Below are 21,551 nucleotides of genomic sequence, written 5' to 3' on the forward strand. Positions count from 1 at the left end.
CTATTGCGCACGCTAGTTGATAGTGATTGGAAACGGGTTGGACTGAGCCTCCCTGCGCGTCAATTTACAGACACTGTTACCGGCTCTCATTTCGAACAGAGTGCAGACGATATATTTGAAAACCTCGATCGTCTCGCAGGCTATGAAAAAGCCAGTCTTCTATTTGACTTAATGTGGCACGCACACACCAAAGAATGGTCGGAGTTGCAGCGGAGATTGGAACTTATGGATGGAGGCTCCGCCGTGGTAGAGCCAGCCATTGCCGCCATAGCAATGTCGGCCATAGATAACAGTGAGTCATTTGTCACGTTCGACGATCGAGACCTGTTGAGCGAATTTCTCGCGAAAAATACACTGGCAGATTGGATGCTCTTCCTTCATCCTGAGCAAAAATCCGTCTCAGAGAGAGATTTCCGTGGGTCGGCGCGCCTCAGAGGGGTTTCTGGAAGCGGGAAAACTTGTGTTCTTATCCATCGCGCGCGAAATCTCGCCAAGAAATACAAAGAGCCTGTACTTTTAGTCACGCTAACTGAGAGTATGCGTAGGCTGCTGGACCGATTGGCCGATGATCTTTGCGGCGTAGAGCGGTCTCTTATTGAGACAAAAACCATGAGCATGCTTGCCAAAGATACCATAAACGACCTAAATGGACGCAAGACACCGATTCATTCAATTTCCGCCGAACGCTATGATGAATTCATCAACTCAACTGCTGCGTACGTTCAGGAGCATCCTGAAGTCGAACGCACATCCTTTCGATTAATGCATCATGCGGAATTGGTCGCTTTCTTGCGAGATGAAATCTCCTACGTGCGCGGTCGCCTCGCCGAAGATTCTTTAAATAGTTACATTGACGCCTTAATTTTTCAGCGCACGGGACGTGGCGCGCCCTTGAGCCAAGCCGAAAGACGTGTGATCTTAGAGGCAATCAAGATCTATATTCAAAAATTGMAAGAAGCTAGACTGCAAGATCACGAAGGCCTAGTCTCATCAGCCATCAAGAGACTGGAGGAAATGAAGGAAAGCAAAGGACATTACAGATGCATTCTTTGCGATGAAGTTCAAGATCTTTCGGAGCTTGACATTTCATTAATTGGCCGACTAAAGACTTCATCGGGCGAGTTAATTTCCAAAATAGAAAACGGCCTATTTTTGGCGGGAGACGGCGCACAGAGCATCTATAAGAGAGGGTTTTCTCTTCGACGCATTGGAATCGACATCATTGGCCGAAGCTTCAGTCTTAAAAAGAACTACCGCAACACGAACGAGATACTCAAAGCCGCATTTGGCCTTGTTTCTCAATATGAGTTTGCAGATGTCGACGAGGAAAACATCGCTCGTCCTTCGACACCAGATTTTGCCCAGCGACATGGTACGAAACCTTTGCTACTTCGCTGCAACAATCTGGGAGACGAAGCTGCAGCGGTCGCAAGCACGGTTCGATCATTGATTACAATGGGCCAGACACCAGGACAAATTTGCATCATCGGTCCTAGTGTTAGGACGCGTGAGGAGGTAATGCAGGCGTTAGATGCAGTTGGCATTCAATCGATTGAACTACGTCAAGACGTCGACTATGAGAGTGAAAGAGTGAAAATCAGCACCATCGAGTCTGCCAAAGGACATGAGTTCGGTTCGGTATTCATCATGGGATTGATCGAAGGCGTTCTACCTTATCCCGGTGTGAATGCGGAAGGTTTGCCTCGCGAGGCAGCAAGACTTTATGTGGCGATGACGCGGGCCAGAGAGAATCTAACAATTACCTACAGCCCGCGGGCCGGGCATCCTGCGTCTCGGTTTCTAACAGCAATCCAGCAAGATTGCGACGAGGCGCACATGCGCAATGGCGAAATTCGACGGCTTGTAGCTAATTGACTGCTAGCTCTGACAAGCACTTCGCTTTGACTTCAGTTCAACGCGCTGCGCACTGACTGAGTCGCATCCCGACAACCTCGATGCGTCGTTCCGCATCCGCCTTGATGACAGGCTCAACGATTTCAACTCCCCAGGTTCGATGTCGAGGATGAGGAGAAAGAAAACTCTGGCGCAGGCAAGGCAAGACTTTGGCAGTCATGCGGAGCCGCCCTCACGCGCGACTCCACCCACCTCACGACCGATCGCCCCCCTCACCCAATGCAGGCATTCGTACGCCCGGTACGAATCAGCCAGATTGAAGAATGCATCCTCGACCTCCGAGAAATGCGCGAGTGCCGACTCATTCGGCCCTGAAGGCTCTGGCGCCGTTGGCGCCGCTTTCTTGGCGATTGGCACGCGACGCCGCTTCGCAGCGACCGTTGCGGGCTTGCCGGACTTCGAGACTTTTGAGGAATGCGCGAGCGCGCGAGCAGACTTAGCCATTTTTTCGGCCTCCCAGTGAATGCAACTTGCCTCACCCGCCGCATCCGCGATGAAGCGGAGGCGGGGCTCGAACGGGTTGGACGACTTGATGCGGCCGAGGCGGCCGCAAGAAGCCCCCAAGCCCTCACCACACGTCAGTGCATCACCTTCCGTGCCGCGTGAATCGCCTTTTCCAACGTCTGGATGCGCCGTCCCATCTCGGTATTGATCAACTCCATCAAGGCCGTCAGCTCCCGGGGCTCGCCAAGATACTCCTCGACGTTCAGCATGTTGAGTGGCTTCAGGAAGTTATGTACGCAGCCGTAGGCGCGTTGCGCCCAGCGCAAGTTGTTGAACTCGTCCTCGACGAGCAACGCCGCCGAGCTGACGGCCTTCTTCCTTGCCTGTTTCTTGGTTTCGGCGCTTTTCGTCGGGTCTTCACCAGCGGCCTTGCGCTTGGTGGTTTTTGACTTGGCGGATGTCGTCTCCGCCGGGCGAACGGTCTTAGCCATTTTTTGGTCTCCCTACTTGCGGTTGATGCAACCGCCGCCCGCTCGAAGGAGGGGCGGCGGCTCGAACGGGTTGGAAGACCGGGGAAGTTCTCACGAAAAAACCGGCAGGACTCGCGCCCTCCCGCCCGAGCCGCCAAAAACTGGGGCACGAGCGGCGAGAAGCCGCAGGCCCAAAAGGCAACTGCGGCTTCCGCCGTGATAACTTCATTTGCGGGCTTCCAAACCCGATCGCGCCCTTTGTCGACGCGACTTGCGCAGTATGCCAGCGCTATTTCATCTGGCGCACGCTATAGAGCGCTTCCTCGTTCCGATCCATCGCCCGGAATCTTCAGCGCCCGCTCATCAAGCCAGCTTGAAAGGCAACTCCCGCACCGGCTTTCCAGCAATCGCCGCCACCGCATTCGCAAACGCCGGAAGGTGCGCCTGACCAGCGCCGCCGTCTGGTGAGGATGTGGGCTTAGATAGACAACTTTCGTTAACAATTTCACGAAATCCGAAGTCGTGACGCCGGCTCCCCCAAGCGCCTGTATCGGAATGTAATCAGAATGGTCTACATGAAAACCGATCGAGACGACTTCCACGATTGGCAAATGAGCGAACGTGCCAGCATCAGCAGCACGCTCACTCCTCTTGAACGCCAGCGCACCCGCACGCCACCGCTACCACCCCAGATGCCCTGGGGGCGGATCGCGTTGATCGCCGTGGTCGGCCTCGTCTTCCTCCTCCTCGCCCTGAGACTGCATTTCCGCTGATTGACGCTGCGTCCTGTGGTCGCTTGGCGATACAGCCGAGCAGGCCCTCACGCCTTCCGCACGAACTCCGACTTCAGCTTCATCGCCCCGATCCCAGGCGGGTCAGCTCGTCCAGCGCGGCGGCGTTCCAGCCCGCGGCGGCGACGGGCTCGGCGCGGGCCGGCTCGGCGCGTGGCGCGCCGGCCGGCGTGGCGATGGCGCACAGCATGACCAGTGCCACCGCCGAATGGGTGGCCAGGGATCTGCGCACCGGCCCGTGCGTCAAGCCAGCTTGAAAGGCAACTCCCGCACCGGCTTCCCCGTGATCGCCGCCACCGCATTCGCAAACGCAGGCGCCAGCGGCGGCAGCCCCGGCTCGCCCATGCCGGTCGGCGCATCCGCGCTAGGCACCGTGAACACCGCAATCTGCGGCATGTCCGTAATGCGCGGCACCACGAAGTCCCCAAAGTTGCTCTGCTGCACCACCCCGTCCTTCAGCGTGATCGCGGCACCCGGCAGGCACATCGACAACCCCATCACCGCCGCCCCCTGCACCTGCGCCTCCACGCTTTGCGGGTTGACCACCAGGTTGCAGTGCACGCCCGCGGTCACTTGGTGCAATGTGGGCGTGCCATCCTTCACCGAGGCTTCCACCACATAGGCCACCACCGAGTCGAAGGATTCGTGCACCGCCACGCCCCAGGCGCGGCCCGCTTCGAGCTTCTTCTTGCCGTAGCCGGACTTGTCCACAGCGAGCTGCAGCGCCGCCTTGTGGCGCGGGTGCTGGTCGCCGATGAGCTTCATGCGGTAGGCGACCGGGTCTTGCTTCGTCGTGCGGGCGATTTCGTCGAGCAGCGTCTCCATGACGAAGGCGGTGTGGGTCGAGCCCACGCTGCGCCACCAGAGCACCGGCACGTTGAGCTTGGGGTGATGCACCGTGAGCCGCATCGGGATGTCGTACGGCTCCTTCATGCCCTCGACGGCGGTGGCGTCGATGCCGTCCTTGACCATCATCTGCTCGAACAGGGTGCCCATCAGCAGCGACTGGCCGACGATGACGTGGTCCCAGGCCGTGATCTTGCCCTGCGCGTCGAAGCCGATCTTCGCGGTGTGCAGGTGCATCGGGCGGTAGTAGCCGCCCTTGATGTCGTCCTCGCGGCTCCACAGCGTGCGGATCGGCGCCTTGATGCCCGCCGCCTGCGCGACCTTGACGACGCTGCAGGCCTCGGCCACGAAGTCGCTGGTCAGCAGGCCGCGACGGCCGAAGCCGCCGCCCGCCATCTGCACGTTGACCTTGACGTTCTGCGGCGGCACGCCCAGCACCTTGGCGGCGGCCATGCCGTCGATGCCGGGCATCTGCGTGCCTGTCCACACTTCCGCCTTGTTGCCGACCAGGTGGACGGTGCAGTTGAGCGGCTCCATCGGCGCGTGCGCCAGGTAGGGGAAGACGAATTCGGCGTTGATCTTGTGCGGCGCGCTGGCCAGCTTCGACACATCGTCGTTGTACTTGCGCGGGCCCGGCAGGGTCGCGAGCTCGCGGTACTGCGCCAGCTGCTTCTCGCTGTCGACCTTGTCGACGCCGCTGGTGTCCCAATCGATCTTGAGCGCATCGCGGCCCTGCTTGGCGGCCCAGTAGCCATCGGCGACCACGGCCACGCCTTCGGCGCCACGGTCGAGCGGCACGCGCAGCACGGCCTTGACGCCCTTGACCGCCTTCGCGGCGCTGTCGTCCACCGACCTGACCTTGGCAGCGAACACCGGCGGATGCACCACCACGGCGGTCAGCATGCCGGGCAGCTTCATGTCGATGCCGTAATTCTGGTGACCGCTGGACTTGGCCTGGGCGTCGAGCCGGCCGGTGGGCTTGCCGATGAGGTGGAAGTCCTTCGGGTCCTTGAGCTTGACCGTGTCGGGTACGCGCAGCTTCATCGCCGCTTCGGCCAGCTCGCCGTAGCCCAACTTCTTGCCACCGGGGCCGATGACGACGCCGTCGCGCGTCTGCAGCGTGGAGGCACTCACCTTCCACTGTGCCGCCGCCGCGCCGACCAGCATGGCGCGGGTGCGGGCGCCGAGCTCGCGGTACTGCGTGTACGAGTTCTTGATCGAGCCCGAGCCGCCCGTGATGTGCATGCCGAACATGGGATCGATGTACGCCGGGTCGTTGGTGCCGTGAACGCTCTTGACCTTCGACCAGTCGGCGTCGAGTTCTTCGGCCAGGATCATCGGCAGCCCGGTCTGCACGCCCTGCCCGAAGTCGAGCCGGTTGATGGTGATGGTGGTGGTGCCGTCGCGGTCGATGCGCACGAAGGCCGAGGGCTGCTGCAATGGCTTCAGGCCTGGCGGCCGGCCTGATCCCGTGGGGTCCGCTTCCTGTGCAAGTACACCCGCGGGGAAGACGCCGAGCGCGAAGCCGCTCACTGCCGTGAGCTTCAGGAAGCTGCGCCGCGGGAGGCCTTGGGGTTCGTCGGTGCTGTTTTCGTTGCGCGTCATCAGCGCGCGAAGGTTGGCGGGCAGCTCGAAGGTGGTGGGGTCGAAGTTCATGGTGCTCTCCTTCTTCTTCAAGCCAGGGTCTTGGCGGCGTCGGCGACCGCGGCGCGGATGCGCGCGTAGGTGCCGCAGCGGCAGATGTTGCCGGCCATGGCCGAATCGATCTCGGCCTCGCTGGGCAGCTTGCCGGGCTGAAGCGTCTTCAGGAAGGCGGTGGCCGACATGATCTGCCCGCTCTGGCAGTAGCCGCACTGCGCCACGTCATGCTTGACCCAGGCCGCGCTCACGGCCTTGCCGACCTTGTCGCTGCCGTCGGTGACGGCTTCGATGGTGGTGATCTTCTGGCCCGCCGCGGCGGAGATCGGCGTCACGCAGGAGCGGATCGGCTGGCCGTTGAGATGCACCGTGCAGGCGCCGCACAGCGCCGCGCCGCAGCCGAACTTGGTGCCGGTCATGCCGAGCGTGTCGCGCAGGGCCCAGAGGATCGGGGTGGACGGATCGGCATCGACCTGCCGATCCTTGCCGTTGATGTGGAGGGTGGTGGTCATGGTGGGGCTCTCTCTTCGATGAATAACGGTTCGGGCAAACAATAGACCTGTGCACGGCCGAGGTCAAGCGGCTCAGGCTTTGATGCCGTCCCAGCAGAGGCCGAAGGCCATCGCCAGGTTGGCGTCGGTGCGGGCCAGGGCGCCGGAGCGCAGCAGGTTGGCGGTCTCGCGCACCGAACCGGCGAAGCTGTTGATCAGCAGCACGGTGGGCACGTCCTTCAGGATCTGCTGCGCCTTGGCGGCCTCGATCAGGTCGATCCAGCCCTTGATGAGCCGGGCGGAGAGATTGCGGCTCTCTTCGCTGAACCAGGGCGAGTTGTAGTACTGCTCCAGGAACACGACCTGCGCATAGTGCGTGAGGCGGTGGTCGAGCCAGTTCATCCACATGTGGCGGAAGCGGCTGCGAAACGGCGCCTTCGGGTCGTCGCCGTGCAGGAGGCTGGCGGTGGTGTTCGTCTTGGCCTGCTCGTAGAGCGCGACCATCAACTCTTCCTTGGACTTGAAGTAGACGTAGAGCGTGCCCGTGGCCAGGCCCGCCTCGCGCGCGATGGCCGCCATGGTCAGGCCGCTCAGGCCGGTCTGCTCGACCAGCGTGAACGTGGCTTCGGCGATGGCGCGGAGTTTGTCTTCGTCCTTGGGTTTCACGGGGCGATCTTAGTGCTTTTCGGGCTTTTGGTGAACAATTATTCGCTCAAGAGTGCGCGCCAGGGGCAAGGGGTGGGGCATGCCATGGTCACCGATGCCATCGAGCGGCTCAAGGCCGACGGTGTCAGGCGCATCGAGCTGTTCGCCGAGAGCGACAACACGCAAGCCCTGCGCTTCTACGAGAAGCTGGGTTTCGTGCACGAAGGCACGCTGCGAGAGTTCTACAAGCGGGCCGACGAGCCGCACTACGTCGACGAGTACGTGCTGGGCCTGCTCCTCGCCTGATTCAGGAGACAGGCCCTTGGGTTCGGGCCCCGATCGGCACCGGCCCTACCAGCGCACCTTCACGCCGACGCTGGCGTTGAGCCCGCTGCTGGCGCGCGCGTCGCCGCCCGAGGCCCAGAGTTTGCCGAGTTCGCCATAAAGGCTGGTGGCGGCCGACAGCGCCAGCGTCGCGCCCGCGGCCAGCTCCGTGCTGGTGCCGCCGGTGCGGGTGGCGATGTCGGCGTAGCCGCCCGGGCCGATGAAACGCGAGACGTCGGTGCCCTGGCTGCTGCTGTAGACGTTCAGCCGGCCATAGGGCTGCAGCACGCCGGCGGCGGTCGTCACATCACCCTTCAGGCGCAGCCCCACGCGCGCGATCCAGCCGTTGTGGCTGTCCTGCTGGACGGTGGCGCCGGCGATGGCGACGTTGTCGAGATCGACGCGCTGGTGCATCAGCTGCAGCTGCGGCTCCAGCGACCAGCCGGGAGCGACCTGGAAGCCCTGCCCCACCTCGATCGAGGCCAGCAGGCTGTCGCCGTTACCGTGCGTCGCCAGCGCGAGCTGCGGCGAGACGTCGTAGCGGTGGCGCCCGCCCTGCAGCACCGCGTCGGCATAGAAGCCGCCCCCGTTGCGCCAGGTGGCGTAGATGCCGAGGTAGCGGCTGCGCAGGTCGTTGCTGCCCACCGCCAGGTTGGCGATGCCGCGCGCGAAGCCCGTGACGCGCATGTCGCCTTCGAGCTGGCCGACGTAGACGCCCGTGCGCCAGTTCGGGTCAGCCCACAGGTCGGTGCCGGCCTGGAAGCCGTTCAGGCGGCCTTCGCTGTCGGGGCTCGCCGCGCCGGTCTGGCTCACCGTGCGGTCGGTGCTGATGATGCGTCCCCAGGCCTGGCGCGGCGCACCGGCGCCCGACTCGTCGCCGACGCGCTGGTGCAGGTTGCTCAGCATCACGAAGTTGCCCTGGCGCAGCTGCTCGGGCAGCGCGGCGAACTGCGGGACTTCGAGGCGGTAGGTGGGCTGCCCGCCCACCACCGGGAGGCCCGGCGCCGCAGGAGGCGTCGCGGTGGTCGCCGAACGCAGGTACCAGTTCTCGCCGGTGCCGTCGACGTCGGCGGCGTACAGCCGGTACTCGAAGGCGCCGGCATCGATGTGGCCGCCCGCGAGGCTGAAGGCGTCGCGCGTCGTCTGGGCGGTGGTGGTCGCCCCATTGAGCGCGCTGACGACCTCGATGCCGTTGCCAGTGGTCATCGCGCCCAGCAGCCCCTGGTTGCCGACCTGCACCGTGGTGCGGCCGCTCGCCTTGGCCGTGGCGCCGTTGAGCACCAGCCGGTCCGAGACGATGCCGCCGCTGGCCGACGCGAGGGCCACATTCAGCGTCCCGCCTTGTCCGATCCAGGGACCGTTCATGGTCAGGGTGGTGCGGGCCGTGCCGCCCGGCAGCGACACGGTGCCGGCGTTGGTCATCGCCGCGATGGTCTGGTTGTGGCCGGCGAGGTCGAGCACCGCGCCTGCGGCCACCGTGTGCGCCGAGCCGGCGCTGAAGGTGCCGGCGGCCCCCGCGCGCACGGTGCCGGCCGCCACGTTCGTGGCGCCGGTGTAGGTGCTGGCAGCGCTGAGGGTCAGCGTGCCGCTGCCCTCCTTGGTCAGGAAGCCGGTGCCGCTGATGACGCCGGAGAGCGTTTCGTTGAACGCGCCGGTGTCGATCACCGGGTCCTGCGTGCCGGTGAGCCGGATGTTGTTGGCAATGGTCAGGCCATCGGCGACGAAGCCGAGCGTGGTGCCGTCGTCCATGGCCAGCTCGCCGGTGCCCAGGGCCTGGTTGTGGCCGAGGTTCAGGCGACCGCTCTTGAGTTGGGTGCCGCCGCTGTAGCTGCTCGCGCTGCGCAGCGTCAGCGTTCCGGTGCCTTTTTTGGTCAACACGCCGGTGCCGCTGAGGACCCCGGAGAGGGTTTCGCTGAAGGCGCCGGTGTCGATCACCGGCCCCTGCGTGCCCGTGAGCCGGATGTTGTTGGCGACGTTCAGGCCATCGGCGACGAAGCCCAGCGTGGTGCCGTCGTCCATGGCCAGCTCGCCGGTGCCCAGCGCGCTGTTGTGCCCGAGGTTCAGGCGCCCGCTCTTGAGCTGCGTGCCGCCGCTGTAGCTGCTCGCGCCACGCAGCGTGGCCTCGCCGCCTTCGACGACAAGCGCACCGGTGCCGCTGACGGTGCCGGCAAAGTCGCTCTGCCCGGCCCGGAGGTGCAGGTTGCGCGCCCCCAGCACGATCTGACCGGCGCCGGTCAGGTTGCGCAGGCTGCTGCCGCCGGGCGTGCCCGTGGTGTCGTAGAGCCCATTGGCCGTGCCCGAGATGTCGAGCGTGCCGTTGACGTTCACGCGGCTGGAGTTCACCAGGCTGGAGATGCCGGTGAGGGCAAAGGTGCCCTCGCGGATGTCCGTGTAGCCGGTGTATTGCAACCGCGAGGTGTCATAGCCGGCGTTGCCAGGTGCGCCGTTCCAGGTGAGCGTCCCCGCGCCGGTCTTGATGACGTTCCCGGTGCCGAAGATGCCGACGCCTTCGCGTGACTCCATGACATTGGCCGCGTGGACCGGATCAAGGGTCAGTGTGTGGTTCCCGAGCTGGATGCCATAGTTCGAATAACCGCTCTGGCCCGCGAAAGTGAAGCCTCCTCCCGCGGCATTGGTCGTCCGGAGGGCAATATCGCCTAGCAGATTGATGTGGGTGGGAAGAGAGATCTGTTTGGCGGAGTCCGACTGAATGCCGACGCCGTCGATACCGGCAAGCGAGAGCGACGACATGGCCTGGTTGAAGCGGATCACCGCCGCGCCGCTGGTGATCCAAAGGACACCGAGCGAGATGCCACCCGGGCTGATCGATAGCGCCGTGCCGGACACCACGCCGCGGTCGCCCAGCCCGGGGCGCACGCCCCCTACCCAGTTCGACGCGACGTTCATCGGCTGAATCACATTCAAGCCTTTGAAGACCATGTCGGCCGCATTCGCGGTTCCGCACATGAGGGCCGCGGCCGCCACAGCCGCCGCAACCAGCCCGCGCTGGCTGCTTTTCCCGCCTGTGCGCGCCACCTCCGACACCGCCACCCAGGCGCCCAGCGCGCCATTCCACATCGACCGATAAGACCTGTTCACTGCAATCGACTCCACCTGTTTTGAAACGCTCTCGGACGCATCAAGAAACACAAGTGACATCTGGATGCAGGAGCAGCGACTTTCAGCACTCAGGCGGATGGCGTCAACCTCAGTTCCTTTCAGAAAGTGTCAATAACTTTCAGCGATGGCGCTTTCGCGGCGCCAAGCCGATCGCCCGCTCGTTCGGTTTTTCCGAAAGCCAGCATCGAGGTTGGACGTCTAGTGCAAACGGTCCCTGGTCTCCACACTGAGTGCATCTCATCGCTTCACTCAGCAACCCAAGGAACCACCGTGAACCGTCTCCAAGGAAAAGTCGCCCTCATCACCGGCGCCAGCGCCGGCATCGGCCATGCAACCGCCAAACTCTTCGCGGCGGAAGGCGCCAGGCTGGTCGTCGGCGCGCGCCGGGCGGCCGAACTCGACCAGCTCGTCGCCGAGGTCCGCGCCGCCGGTGGCGAAGCCGTCGCACTCGCCGGCGATGTGCGCTCGGAAGACTATGCGCGCGCCCTCGTCGCGCTGGCCGTGTCGACCTACGGCCGCCTCGACGTCGCCTTCAACAACGCAGGCACCCTGGGCGAAGGCGGGGCCAGCACGGGCGTCACCGAAGCCGGCTGGGCCGACACGCTGGCGATCAACCTGACCGGCGCCTTCCTCGGCGCCAAGCACCAGATCGCGCAGATGCTCGAGAACGGCGGCGGCTCGGTGATCTTCACCTCCACCTTCGTCGGCCACACCTTCGCGTTTCCGGGCGTGGCCGCCTATGCGGCGAGCAAGTCGGGCCTGATCGGCCTGACTCAGGCGCTGGCCGCCGAATACGGCCCGCAAGGGGTGCGCGTCAACGCAATCTTGCCGGGCGCCGTCGACACCGACATGTACCGCGGCATGAACAACACCAAGGAGTCGCAGGCCTTCGTCACGAATCTCCATGCGCTCAAGCGCGTGGCGCGGCCGGAGGAGCTGGCTCGCTCCGTGCTCTACCTGGCCTCGGACGACTCGTCTTTCGTCACCGGTACCGCATCGCTGGTCGATGGCGGTGCATCCATCACCCGCACCTGATCGGAAAGCCCCCATGAAACCGTCCAGCCTCCTCGGCGCTCTGGCGCTCACCCTTGCGGCTCTTGCGATGCCGGCGCACGCGCAGGTCAAGCCCTATCCGGCCGGCTTCCGCACGCAGACCATCGACGCCGCGGAAGGCGCCCAACTGCACGTGCGCATCGGCGGCACTGGGCCGGCCGTGCTGCTGCTGCACGGCTTCGGAGACACCGGCGACATGTGGTCGCCGATGGCCGCCGCCCTGGCGCGCGACCACACGGTGGTGGTGCCCGACCTTCGCGGCATGGGCCTGTCGTCCAGGCCGCCAGGCGGCTACGACAAGCGCACGCAGGCGGCCGACATGCGGGCGGTGCTCGACACGCTGGGCATCGACAAGGCGGATGTGGTGGGCCACGACATCGGCACCATGGTGGCCTACGCCTACGCCGCCCGCTATCCGGACAAGACCACGCGCCTGGTCGTGATGGATGCACCCGTGCCCGGCATCGCGCCATGGGACGAGATCGTTCGCTCGCCCCCGCTGTGGCATTTCGACTTCGGCGGCGCCGACATGCTGCGGCTGGTGAAGGGGCGCGAGCGCATCTACCTCGACCGCTTCTGGAACGAGTTCGCCGGCGACCCGCGCAAGATCGACGAAGCCACGCGCGTGCACTACGCCAAGCTCTATGCACGCCCCGGGGCGATGCAGTCGGCCTTTGCGCAGTTCCTCTCGATCCGGCAGGACGCGAAGGACAACGCCGAGTCCGGAAAGACCAAGCTGGCGATGCCGGTGCTCGCCATCGGCGGCCAGAAGTCCTTCGGCGCGACGGAGGCGGTGGTGATGCGCAACGCCGCCACCGACGTGACCGAGCTGGTCGTCCCCGGCTCGGGCCACTGGCTGATGGAGGAAGCGCCTGAGAAGACCGTCAGCGCGGTGCAGGCCTTCCTCGCGCACTGAATCCGCATGCCCGTCCTTGACGCCCGGCAAACAAGACTAAAGTGCTTGCCGTGCGTGACAACAAGGACTCAGTGCATGTTGAAGCTGGATGGCATGGCCACCTTCGTGGCGGTCGCGGAGTCGGGCTCCCTCAGCGAGGCATCGCGACGACTGAATCTCTCCAAGTCGGTCGTCAGCGAGCGCCTCGCCGATCTTGAAAAGGAACTCGGCGTTCGGCTGCTGCACCGCTCGACGCGCAAGCTCACGCTCACCGAGGACGGCACCGCCTTCCTGGCGCGCGCCTCGGCCATCATGCGGGATGTCGAGGAGGCCGCCGCCGAGATGGCGCAGCGGCGCGGCACGCTGGTCGGGCCGCTGCGGATTTCCGCGCCGGTCACCTTCGGCCGCATGCACCTGGGTCCGGCGCTGTATCCGTTCATCGCGGCCCATCCCGGCGTCGAGCTGACGCTCGAGCTTGACGATCGGCGCGTCGATGCCGCATCGGACGGCTACGACGGCGTGGTTCGGCACGGGCCTCTCGTCGATTCGCGCCTGGTGGCGTGGACGCTGGCCCGCAGCCGTCGGGCGCTGGTCGCCTCGCCGGACTACATCGAGCAGCAAGGCCGGCCCTCCAGCGCCGAGGAGCTGCAGCGCCACCGAGGCGTCTTCTATACGAACCGTGGCGTGGCCGACTGGCAGTTCCGCCGCGATGGCGAGCTCGTGTCGGTGCGCGCGTCGCGCGCCCTGCGCGTGAACAACGGCGACATGATGCGCGACGCCTGCGAGGCGGGCCTGGGCATCGCGCTGCTGCCGACTTTCATCGTCGGAGAGTCCCTGCGTGCCGGCAGGCTGCTCGCGATCGACATCGGTCTTCCCTCGGAGGAAGAGTTCCTGTACGTGGCGCATCCGGAAGGCCGTTCGCCCTCGGCGAAGCTGCGGGCCATGACCGATGCGCTCAAGACCGCGTTCGGCGACCCGCCCTATTGGGATTCGGAGCGCTGAGGCATTGCAAGGCGGCGCCCTGCCCCTGCGACGCATCAGGGATGTCATGGGCAGGTCACCCACGGCGTCTAAACTAGGTCGTTTTCGGCGAAAGTCGAAAAGCGATTCGAAGTTAGAAACTGTTACCGAGTGAAGCGTATCAAGGGCGAAGTTGCCATCCCGTTCGTGCATCCGATCTATGTCCGATGCATCCTGGACTGCCTCAACAATCGGGGCGTGCGGCCCTCCGAGGTTCTTGCAAGTGCAGGCCTGGCCTGGCAGGACCTCTGCGACGGCAAGCCGTTGCTGGATTTCTCCGTGTTCCGGCGCTTCGTCGCGCACGCCATCAAGTGCAGCGGCGAGCCTGCGCTGGGCCTGATCGCAGGCTCCATGCTCCAGCCGTATCACAGCCCGGTGGGCATCGCGGCCGTGACGAGCGAAACGCTGGGGCAAAGCCTTCAGTTCGTGAGCGAAAACGCCAAGCTGATCTTCCGCAGCATGGACTTCCACATGGACAACGGACCTCGATGGAGCACCATCACGGTCAGCCCGTTGCGCCCATTGTGCGAGACGCATGTCTTCGTGATGCAGTCCATCGTCGGGGCGCACTGCCGGATGGTCGAGGCGATCCTGGGGCGCCCGGTCGACGAGCTCACGGTGGGGTTGCCGTACGCCCGTCCGGCGGGCACCGATGTGCCCTGTTTGCGCTTCGTCCGAAAGGTGGCGTTCGATCAGAAGTGCCTGACGCTTCAGCTGCCGACCCGGCTGCTTGCCGAGCGTTCGACCTCGGCCGACGAGAAGGCATTCCAGGCCGCGGCGCAGGACTGCCGAACCATGGAATCCGAACTCGGACACGTCGAGTTCATTCAGCGCGTCAAGCAGGCGCTGCTCGAACGCCTCACGACCAACCCCGAGCTGAGCGATCTGGCGCCGGACCTGGGTGTGTCCTCGCGGACCTTGGTGCGAAGGCTCGCGGATGCGGACCTCACCTACTCCGACATCAAGGATGGCCTGCGAAAGCAGCATGCCGCCTGGTATCTGGAACACACCGAGCTGTCGATCGAAGCCATCGCGTCGCAGCTGGGCTACAACGACCACACCAATTTCAGTCGCAAGTTCAAGGACTGGTATCGCGTCCCGCCGAGCAAGATGCGGCAGACCCTTCGAGGCAGCCAGCACTGAGAATCCGGACGCCCGAATCCGCCGTGTGCGGAGGACGGCAACTGGCTTGACCAGTCGCCGATGTCCTTGAAGCGCGGCCTATGTCGTCGCGCCGAAGCGGCCGACGACCTGTGGCCGGCCGCCGTGACCGGCGCCCAGCCGGACCTGGATGCGGCCCATCGAGAGAAGCGGCTTGCGCTCCGCGGCTCCCATGCTCTTCGGACCGGCCAGCGCGCCGGACCCGGCTCTGACCGAGAGGCTCCGGGGTGCGGTGTCGTCGTCGATGCCGCCCACGTACCCGATCGTTTCGTTGACGCGTGCGAGCATCTCGACGCAACTTTGTTTCAGATCGATGCCGCGCCGGGTCAGCAGGACCTTGCGGGTCGTGCGCTCGAGCAAAGGCTCTTCCAGCATGGCTTCGAGCCGCGCAATGCTCCTGCTCACGCTCGACTTGTGGATCTGCAATGCATCGGCAGCCGAGGAGAAGCTGCCGAGCGACGCGACATACGCAAAGATTCGGAGATCGTTGAGGTCGATCATCTTGTCTGCCATATGCCTGAATGGGGTACTGTTCTGCACTTGAGACTCTCCCTTGCCGATTCCTGAACCCGCCGCAGCGAGCCGATGAATGAAAGCAGGCTGCCCGACGTCTGTCGGGCAGCCTTCAGGGATCACCTGGTGATTCTGACTTGTGCGCTTGTCAGATCAGAACGAGTGACGGATGCCGAGGTCGTAGCCCGTCGAGCTCTTCGGGGTCAGCGTGCCGGTGAGGGTGTTGGTCGTCGTGTAGAACGACGGGCCGCCCACGGTCAGGTCGGCGCCGTTCTTGTTGTTGATGCGCGCCACCGTGGCGTACAGGGCCGTACGCTTCGAGAGGTTGTGCACATAGCCCAGGGCGAACTTGTCAGCCTTCGGGTCCGGACGGAAGCCGAACAGTTGGTTGATGTACGTGCCGGTGTCCTTGTAGTCCACTGCCGAGTACGAAACGCGGATCACGCCAGGACCGACGGGAACGGTTGCACCGAGCAGCCAGCCGTCAGCGCCGGGTTCACGGAAGCCGAACGGGTTGGTCGCGCCGGCAACGAAGTTGCTCGACGTGTCTTGCTTCTGCTTGGCGCTCGAATATTCACCGAACAGCTTGACCACGCCGAAGTCGTACGAAGCACCGAGGTTCCAGGTGTCGAGGTTGTTCGTGGTGCCGGCGTAGTAGTTCGACGCGAGGGTGCTTTGACCGTACGCGAGAGCCACGTCCAGGGGACCGTTGGCGTAACCGATGCGGCCGCCCCAGTAGCGACCAGCGCGCTCGTTGCCGGCCGTGTTCAGCAATGCCGGATTGTTCACGACGGCGGCGGCGCCCGGAGGGGTCAGGCCGGCCGGATCGTAGCTGGTCTTCTCGTTGAAGGCGTACATCACCTGGCCGTAGAAACCACCCAGGTTCGGCGGCAGGAAGAAGCCGACCGAGTTGCTGGCACGGGTGTAGGTCGTGTTCTGGGTGAAACCACCTTGCGAGATCACGCTGCCCGGATTGTTGTAGCCGTTGGCGGTCACGATCAGGTTGGTGCCCACGCCGTTGGCGCCGAACGGATCGAACACGGTGTCGTTCCAGTACGTCGGGGTGTAGTCACGACCGAGGCGAACTTCACCGAAAGCACCCGAGAGGCTCACGGTCGAACGACGCTGGAAGTTCAGGCCGCCGCCGCTTGCAGAACCGGTGCCGTCGTCATTGTTGATCGCGCCTTCGAGCCAGAAGCCGGCCGACAAGCCACCACCGAGGTCTTCCGTGCCACGGAAGCCCAGACGGCTGGAGTTGTAGCCAGAGTTGCGCAGAACCGTTTGGCTCTTCGTGACGTCCTGGCCCAGAGCGCCTTCAGACTTGTTCGAGAAGCCGCTGATGGTCGCGTCAACCACACCGAACAGCGTGACCGACGACTGAGCCGAGGCAATGCCGGCAACAGCCAGGGCAGCCAGGGCGACTAGAGATTTTTTCATTTCAAGTTTTCCAAGGATAAACATGGGGCTCCGGTGCGAAGGACTCACCGTGACTGGCACTTGTGTGCCCACCAGACCCCGGGCCAACCTCCTTTTGGGAAGTTGCCCCTATTGCATCCGAGCCGGTTCGCCGGGGCGGCCGGAGGTATGCAAAGTCAATCCAAAACTATGCAATGCCGACGCAGGAGTTCCCTGCGCCGTTGTGTGATTGCGACAAGGGGCTACTGCAGCTGCCGCACGATATCGAGCGCCTCTTCGATCCGCTCCACCGCATGGATCGTCAGCCCTTCGATCTCTTTCGCGCCCTTGCGTGGCGCATTCGCCTTGGGCACCACCGCCACGCTGAAGCCGAGCTTGGCCGCTTCGCGCAGGCGCTCCTGCCCGCGCGGCGCGGGCCGCACCTCGCCGGCCAGCCCCACTTCGCCGAAGGCGATGAAGCCCTTGGGCAGCGGCTTGCCGCGCAGGCTCGACGTGATCGCGAGCATCACCGCGAGGTCGGCCGCGGGCTCGCTGATGCGCACCCCGCCCACCGCGTTGACGAACACGTCCTGGTCCATGCAGGCCACGCCCGCATGCCGGTGCAGCACCGCCAGCAGCATCGCGAGGCGGTCGCGGTCCAGGCCCACCGACAGCCGGCGCGGGCTGGGCCCGCCGTCGTCGACCAGGGCCTGGATCTCGACCAGCATCGGCCGCGTGCCTTCCAGCGTGACCAGCACCACGCTGCCGGGCACCGGCTCGGCATGCTGGCTCAGGAAGATCGCGCTCGGGTTCGCCACGCCCTTCAGGCCGCGCTCGGTCATCGCGAAGACGCCGATCTCGTTGACCGCGCCGAAGCGGTTCTTGATGGCCCGCACCAGGCGGAAGCTCGAATGCGTGTCGCCCTCGAAGTACAGCACCGTGTCGACCATGTGCTCCAGCACGCGCGGGCCGGCCAGCGCGCCTTCCTTGGTGACGTGGCCCACCAGCACGATCGCGGTGCCGCTGGCCTTGGCAAAGCGCGTGAGGTGCGCGGCGCACTCGCGCACCTGGGCCACCGACCCCGGGGCCGAGGTGAGCTGGTCGGAGTACACGGTCTGGATCGAGTCGATGACCGCGATCGCCGGGCGGTGCGCGTCCAGCGTGGCGATGATCTTCTCCAGCTGGATCTCGGCCAGCACCTGCACCTGCGAATGCTCCAGGCCCAGCCGGCGCGAGCGCAAGGCCACCTGGGCGCCGCTCTCCTCGCCCGTGACGTAGAGCGCGTTGCGCCCGGCGTGCTGCAGCGCATCGACCGCCTGCAGCAGCAGGGTGGACTTGCCGATGCCCGGGTCGCCGCCGATCAGCGTCACGCCGCCGTCGACGATGCCGCCGCCCAGCACGCGGTCGAGTTCGTCGATGCCGGTGGGCGCGCGCGCGATGTCGGTGGCCTCGATTTCAGACAGGGTCGCGAGTTCGGCCGAGCCGGCCAGCGACGAGAACTGGGTGCCGAAGCGGTTGTTGGCAGTGCCGCCCGCGGGGCCGGCAACCTGCTCGATCAATGTGTTCCAGGCGCCGCAGCTCGGGCATTTGCCGAGCCACTTGGGGCTGGTGCCGCCGCATTCGCTGCAGACGTAGAGGGTTTTTTCCTTGGCCATGGGGGGTGAGTGTAGGAGGGGCGGTGTGGCGCCCGTCGCAGCCCACTCGACAAAGGAATCGGGAGAGACGGCTGAGGCACAGGCCGCATTCCATCGAGAAATCCTGTCATCCCAAAGCCGACAACGCCTGCGTTCCCATAAGACATGCCTGAACTTTTTCATTCGAGGCCAAAGCTGCGCTTCAGAAGCAGATCATCTGCGCCGACGGACTGTTCGGGCAGGTCGACTGCCATCGACGCATTAAAGCAAGGAGACAAAAAAAAATGATGAGAAAGATGATCGTGGTCGGCGACCCACCGGCGCCGGGCGGCGCCGTGCTGCCCTACAGCAGCCGCGAGTACACCCTTCATGGCCATCAGGTCGCCTTGATCGGGGGGCGAGCCTATTGCGAGGGCTGCAACAGCGTGGGCATCATCGCGAAGGCAGGCGGTCCCCGCCGCATCGAGTTCATTTCCGAAGTGGCCCTGGAGGGCGATGTGGTGCTCTGCCATTGCCCCATTCCCCCGCCGCTCATCGCGACGCTTGTGCACACCTCGTGGGTCGACGACATGGGTGGTGGTACTGGCGATCTGGAGCCACACATGCTTGTGCCGGGATGGCTGAGGGCGGACAGGTCCACATTGGCCGCAAGCAAGAAGTTGGTTGACTCGGAGGTGACGCATCCACCCGAGGCTGAGCAGACGGAGAACATCTGTCCCAATATGACCAACAGGGAGTTTTGCACTCTGGTTATGGAATTGCGCGACAAGGCCGTCCAGATGATTGAAGTGCGGCTGAAAGACTTGGAGAAATGGACCAAGCCCGAGCAGCAACGCGTTATCCAGTGGTTTGAATCGAACGACGAACAAATCCGACAGCATCTTCAAACAGGCTTAGCGGCATGCGCCCGTGTCTTGAAGGGCCTCACCTGCGACAACTTTGTACGCTATTCGGAACAACTCATGCGCAACGTTGGATGTACGCCGTCAGGAAATTCACATGGCCTTGTCGCGGAAGTCTGCAAACCAGACATCAAAACGCACACCATCGGCATTGCTGTCGAGTTCTGCACCATTCCCCACATCGCCTATACGACCGACTCCCAAGTGGGAACGCTCATTCACGAGGTGACGCGCTTCGACGACACCTTTTCCTCGAACGACACGGTCTATCGCATGCGCGAGAGTCTCGCCTTGGCCTCGCAACCTATCGAAGCACGCAACAATGCGGACAGCATCACAGGGTACGTTCTCTATGCGCACTAGGACGATTGCACTTGCGCTCGCACTGGTATTGGCCGGCAACCACGCTCAAGCGTGCAAACGCGTGATTCAGATCACCCTCGATTTCCCGAAGAACTCCTCACAGCTCGAAAGGGCGCAGATTGTGCGGCTAGCGAACTGGCTCGGCGAGGCTCGGGGCTGGTTCGAGTATGGAGATGCAGACGTTGAAGGCGCCGCCAACAGCGAGATTCAGGGCAGCAAGGAACTGGCAAGGCGCAGGGCCGAAGTGGCGACCCACGCATTGAGCAGTCTTTACGAGGGTTTGCCGATCCACTCCAGCTCGCACGTCTATTCGACGGTGGATCTTCGCTCAAATGGGGACTACGCCGTCGTCCAATTGAATCCGTCAAATGCGCCGGACTGCAACCCTGTGCCGATCCCTGGTTTCAACCGCTGAGCGCGGCGCTTGCTCACATCGAACTGGGGAGATGAGAACCAGGGCTGACCGGTTCTGCCAGGGCATGGGCCCGAATAGGAAGGTTGAAGCGTTCAGGGCACTACGCCACACGCACGCGCGCCCGCCTCATCTCTCCCGCCGTCGCCCGCCGCGATCTCCGTGTCGCGGAATCCAGTACCCCAGCGTTCCCGCCGCCGCCAGGGCGATCAGCCCGGTGACGGCGATGCCCGAGGCCAGGGACAGGCTGGCCGCCAGGAAAGAAAGCAGTGCCGGGCCACAGGAGGAGCCGATGTCGGACATCAGGCGCCACACGCCGAGGAAGTGCGCGCGCCCGTGGCGCGGCGAATGGTCGGCGCCGATGGTCATGATGATCCCCGAGCCGATGCCGTTGCCGAAGCCGATGGCCAGTGCCGCGAGCAACAGCGTGAAGGTCCCGGTCGTCAGGGGCATCAGCAGCATCGCCAGCCCCATGATCAGCATCGACGGCACCGCCACCCAGGCCCGGCCCTTCAGGTCCATCACCTTGCCGGCCGGGTAGAAGACCAGCATGTCGATACCGCCGGCCAAGCCGTAGATCAGGGAGGCCACCGAGGGCGCCAGCGCGAGGTGGTCGGCCCACAGCGGAATCACGGCCTGGCGCGAGGCCCGCACCGCGCTGATCAGCACCACGCCGATGCCCAGCGTCAGGAACACGTGCTTGTGGTCGCGCAGCGTCGAGATGATGGTCGGCGCGGCGGGCGCGACATGCCCGGGCGGCAGCGGCGGCGCCTCCAGGTCGGGAATGCGCGCGCCCACGATCGCCGCCCCCATGGCACCGACGAAGCCGACCACGTAGGCCGCGGACAGGCCGAAGGAATGCACCGCAGCGGCCGCGAGAAAGGGGCCCAGGAACATGCCGATGCGCATCACGCCACCCAGCGTCGACAGCGCGCGCGCACGGTAGGCGATGGGCACCGCCTCGGTCATGTAGCTCTGGCGTGCCAGGTTGTAGACGGCCTGCGACATGCCGACCATGAAGCAGCCCGCGGCGAACAGGCCCAGGTGCGACGTCCACACGCACAGCGCCATGCCGAGCGCGCTCCACACGCCCGCCGCGACGATGGCCCAGCGCTCGCCCCAGCGCATCGTGATGAACGACGCCGGGATGTTGTTGAGCAGCGATCCGATGCCGATCAGCGCGACCATCAGCGCCGCCATCGGCACCGAGGCCCCCAGATCGCGTGCCGTGAGCGGCACGATCGGCAGGATGGCGCCTTCGCCGATGCCGAACAGCAGCGAGGGGCCGAAGACCGGCACGGCGATGCGCCGCAGGGAAAACGACGAGGAGGACGTGGAGGTCGGGGTCGGAACGGCAGGCGGGGATGACATGCGCGGAAGGATTCGGGTGGGTCGCCCCGGGCCGGCCGGCGGACAAAGGCACGGCATTGTCTCGCCGATGCGGGATGTCTGCAGGACTGCGGGCGCGTGCCCCCGCCGCACGGTCTACGCCAGCACCCGCCTGTCGAGTGGGGGTTGGT

General features: G+C 64.6%; 19 protein-coding genes. 9 read left to right on the top strand and 10 right to left on the bottom strand.

Annotated elements, in window-relative coordinates; translation table 11 throughout:
* Positions 1-1,875 (top strand): 3'-5' exonuclease (locus AC1D2O_RS33605; protein ID WP_478158614.1); only part of this gene is annotated, 1,875 nt, incomplete at its 5' end.
* 617 nt (positions 1,876-2,492) lie between these two features.
* Here the strand turns inward: AC1D2O_RS33605 and AC1D2O_RS33610 are convergent.
* Positions 2,493-2,849, bottom strand: a complete 357-nt coding sequence (locus AC1D2O_RS33610) for a hypothetical protein (RefSeq protein WP_477650709.1) — start codon at positions 2,847-2,849, stop codon at positions 2,493-2,495.
* Positions 2,850-3,403: 554 nt separating this feature from the next.
* On the opposite strand from AC1D2O_RS33610, the gene AC1D2O_RS33615 reads away from it, so the two are divergent.
* Positions 3,404-3,601, top strand: a complete 198-nt coding sequence (locus AC1D2O_RS33615) for a hypothetical protein (RefSeq protein WP_477650710.1) — start codon at positions 3,404-3,406, stop codon at positions 3,599-3,601.
* A 79-nt stretch (positions 3,602-3,680) separates the two neighbouring features.
* Here AC1D2O_RS33615 and AC1D2O_RS33620 read toward each other — a convergent pair whose 3' ends face one another.
* The 4 genes from AC1D2O_RS33620 to AC1D2O_RS33635 form a co-directional block, all read right to left on the bottom strand.
* On the bottom strand, positions 3,681-3,851 hold the full coding sequence (locus AC1D2O_RS33620; RefSeq protein WP_478158615.1) for a hypothetical protein: 171 nt from the start codon (positions 3,849-3,851) through the stop codon (positions 3,681-3,683).
* 11 nt (positions 3,852-3,862) lie between these two features.
* Positions 3,863-6,070, bottom strand: coding sequence for a xanthine dehydrogenase family protein molybdopterin-binding subunit (locus tag AC1D2O_RS33625; RefSeq protein WP_478158625.1), 2,208 nt, complete (start codon positions 6,068-6,070; stop codon positions 3,863-3,865).
* A gap of 68 nt (positions 6,071-6,138) precedes the next feature.
* The gene (locus AC1D2O_RS33630; protein ID WP_478158616.1) at positions 6,139-6,615 is read right to left on the bottom strand and encodes a (2Fe-2S)-binding protein; all 477 of its coding nucleotides are present in this window, start codon (positions 6,613-6,615) and stop codon (positions 6,139-6,141) included.
* A 72-nt stretch (positions 6,616-6,687) separates the two neighbouring features.
* Positions 6,688-7,260 (bottom strand): TetR/AcrR family transcriptional regulator, encoded by a 573-nt coding sequence (locus AC1D2O_RS33635; RefSeq protein ID WP_478091250.1) that lies wholly within the window; start codon positions 7,258-7,260, stop codon positions 6,688-6,690.
* Positions 7,261-7,290: 30 nt separating this feature from the next.
* On the opposite strand from AC1D2O_RS33635, the gene AC1D2O_RS33640 reads away from it, so the two are divergent.
* Complete coding sequence (locus AC1D2O_RS33640) at positions 7,291-7,545, top strand: N-acetyltransferase family protein (protein ID WP_478091251.1); 255 nt, start codon at positions 7,291-7,293, stop codon at positions 7,543-7,545.
* Positions 7,546-7,590: 45 nt separating this feature from the next.
* Here AC1D2O_RS33640 and AC1D2O_RS33645 read toward each other — a convergent pair whose 3' ends face one another.
* A complete protein-coding gene (locus tag AC1D2O_RS33645; protein ID WP_478158617.1) occupies positions 7,591-10,662 on the bottom strand; it encodes an autotransporter outer membrane beta-barrel domain-containing protein in 3,072 nt (1,023 codons plus the stop codon).
* A 291-nt stretch (positions 10,663-10,953) separates the two neighbouring features.
* Here AC1D2O_RS33645 and AC1D2O_RS33650 point away from each other — a divergent pair, with 291 nt between their 5' ends.
* The 4 genes from AC1D2O_RS33650 (at position 10,954) to AC1D2O_RS33665 (ending at position 14,794) form a co-directional block, all read left to right on the top strand.
* Entirely contained in the window at positions 10,954-11,718 is a 765-nt protein-coding gene (locus AC1D2O_RS33650) for an SDR family oxidoreductase (protein WP_478091252.1), read from the top strand.
* 13 nt (positions 11,719-11,731) lie between these two features.
* Positions 11,732-12,652, top strand: a complete 921-nt coding sequence (locus tag AC1D2O_RS33655; RefSeq protein ID WP_478091254.1) for an alpha/beta fold hydrolase — start codon at positions 11,732-11,734, stop codon at positions 12,650-12,652.
* Positions 12,653-12,727: 75 nt separating this feature from the next.
* Positions 12,728-13,633, top strand: coding sequence for a LysR family transcriptional regulator (locus AC1D2O_RS33660; protein ID WP_478093572.1), 906 nt, complete (start codon positions 12,728-12,730; stop codon positions 13,631-13,633).
* A 129-nt stretch (positions 13,634-13,762) separates the two neighbouring features.
* Complete coding sequence (locus AC1D2O_RS33665) at positions 13,763-14,794, top strand: AraC family transcriptional regulator (protein WP_478093570.1); 1,032 nt, start codon at positions 13,763-13,765, stop codon at positions 14,792-14,794.
* 78 nt (positions 14,795-14,872) lie between these two features.
* Here AC1D2O_RS33665 and AC1D2O_RS33670 read toward each other — a convergent pair whose 3' ends face one another.
* The 3 genes from AC1D2O_RS33670 to radA all read right to left on the bottom strand — a co-directional run bounded on the left by AC1D2O_RS33670 (position 14,873) and on the right by radA (position 18,375).
* Positions 14,873-15,313, bottom strand: coding sequence for a LysR family transcriptional regulator (locus AC1D2O_RS33670; RefSeq protein ID WP_478093568.1), 441 nt, complete (start codon positions 15,311-15,313; stop codon positions 14,873-14,875).
* 165 nt (positions 15,314-15,478) lie between these two features.
* A complete protein-coding gene (locus tag AC1D2O_RS33675; protein WP_478093573.1) occupies positions 15,479-16,762 on the bottom strand; it encodes a porin in 1,284 nt (427 codons plus the stop codon).
* A gap of 221 nt (positions 16,763-16,983) precedes the next feature.
* Positions 16,984-18,375, bottom strand: coding sequence for a DNA repair protein RadA (radA, locus tag AC1D2O_RS33680; protein ID WP_478158618.1), 1,392 nt, complete (start codon positions 18,373-18,375; stop codon positions 16,984-16,986).
* A 263-nt stretch (positions 18,376-18,638) separates the two neighbouring features.
* Here radA and AC1D2O_RS33685 point away from each other — a divergent pair, with 263 nt between their 5' ends.
* Positions 18,639-19,619, top strand: a complete 981-nt coding sequence (locus tag AC1D2O_RS33685; RefSeq protein ID WP_478158619.1) for a M35 family metalloendopeptidase — start codon at positions 18,639-18,641, stop codon at positions 19,617-19,619.
* A gap of 61 nt (positions 19,620-19,680) precedes the next feature.
* Entirely contained in the window at positions 19,681-20,034 is a 354-nt protein-coding gene (locus AC1D2O_RS33690) for a hypothetical protein (RefSeq protein ID WP_478089726.1), read from the top strand.
* A 126-nt stretch (positions 20,035-20,160) separates the two neighbouring features.
* On the opposite strand, the gene AC1D2O_RS33695 is transcribed toward AC1D2O_RS33690, so the two are convergent.
* Complete coding sequence (locus AC1D2O_RS33695; RefSeq protein WP_478089727.1) at positions 20,161-21,402, bottom strand: MFS transporter; 1,242 nt, start codon at positions 21,400-21,402, stop codon at positions 20,161-20,163.
* Between the last annotated feature and the right edge of the window lie 149 nt (positions 21,403-21,551).

This window comes from Variovorax sp. P1_G12 (genome assembly GCF_056405555.1).

Coding starts and splice junctions, on each gene's coding strand:
- AC1D2O_RS33655 (WP_478091254.1), top strand. CDS start 11,732: ATGAAACCGTCCAGCCTCCTCGGCGCTCTGGCGCTCACCCTTGCGGCT.
- AC1D2O_RS33615 (WP_477650710.1), top strand. CDS start 3,404: ATGAAAACCGATCGAGACGACTTCCACGATTGGCAAATGAGCGAACGT.
- AC1D2O_RS33630 (WP_478158616.1), bottom strand. CDS start 6,615: ATGACCACCACCCTCCACATCAACGGCAAGGATCGGCAGGTCGATGCC.
- radA (WP_478158618.1), bottom strand. CDS start 18,375: ATGGCCAAGGAAAAAACCCTCTACGTCTGCAGCGAATGCGGCGGCACC.
- AC1D2O_RS33660 (WP_478093572.1), top strand. CDS start 12,728: ATGTTGAAGCTGGATGGCATGGCCACCTTCGTGGCGGTCGCGGAGTCG.
- AC1D2O_RS33670 (WP_478093568.1), bottom strand. CDS start 15,313: ATGATCGACCTCAACGATCTCCGAATCTTTGCGTATGTCGCGTCGCTC.
- AC1D2O_RS33675 (WP_478093573.1), bottom strand. CDS start 16,762: ATGAAAAAATCTCTAGTCGCCCTGGCTGCCCTGGCTGTTGCCGGCATT.
- AC1D2O_RS33625 (WP_478158625.1), bottom strand. CDS start 6,070: ATGACGCGCAACGAAAACAGCACCGACGAACCCCAAGGCCTCCCGCGG.
- AC1D2O_RS33685 (WP_478158619.1), top strand. CDS start 18,639: ATGATGAGAAAGATGATCGTGGTCGGCGACCCACCGGCGCCGGGCGGC.
- AC1D2O_RS33610 (WP_477650709.1), bottom strand. CDS start 2,849: ATGGCTAAGACCGTTCGCCCGGCGGAGACGACATCCGCCAAGTCAAAA.
- AC1D2O_RS33695 (WP_478089727.1), bottom strand. CDS start 21,402: ATGTCATCCCCGCCTGCCGTTCCGACCCCGACCTCCACGTCCTCCTCG.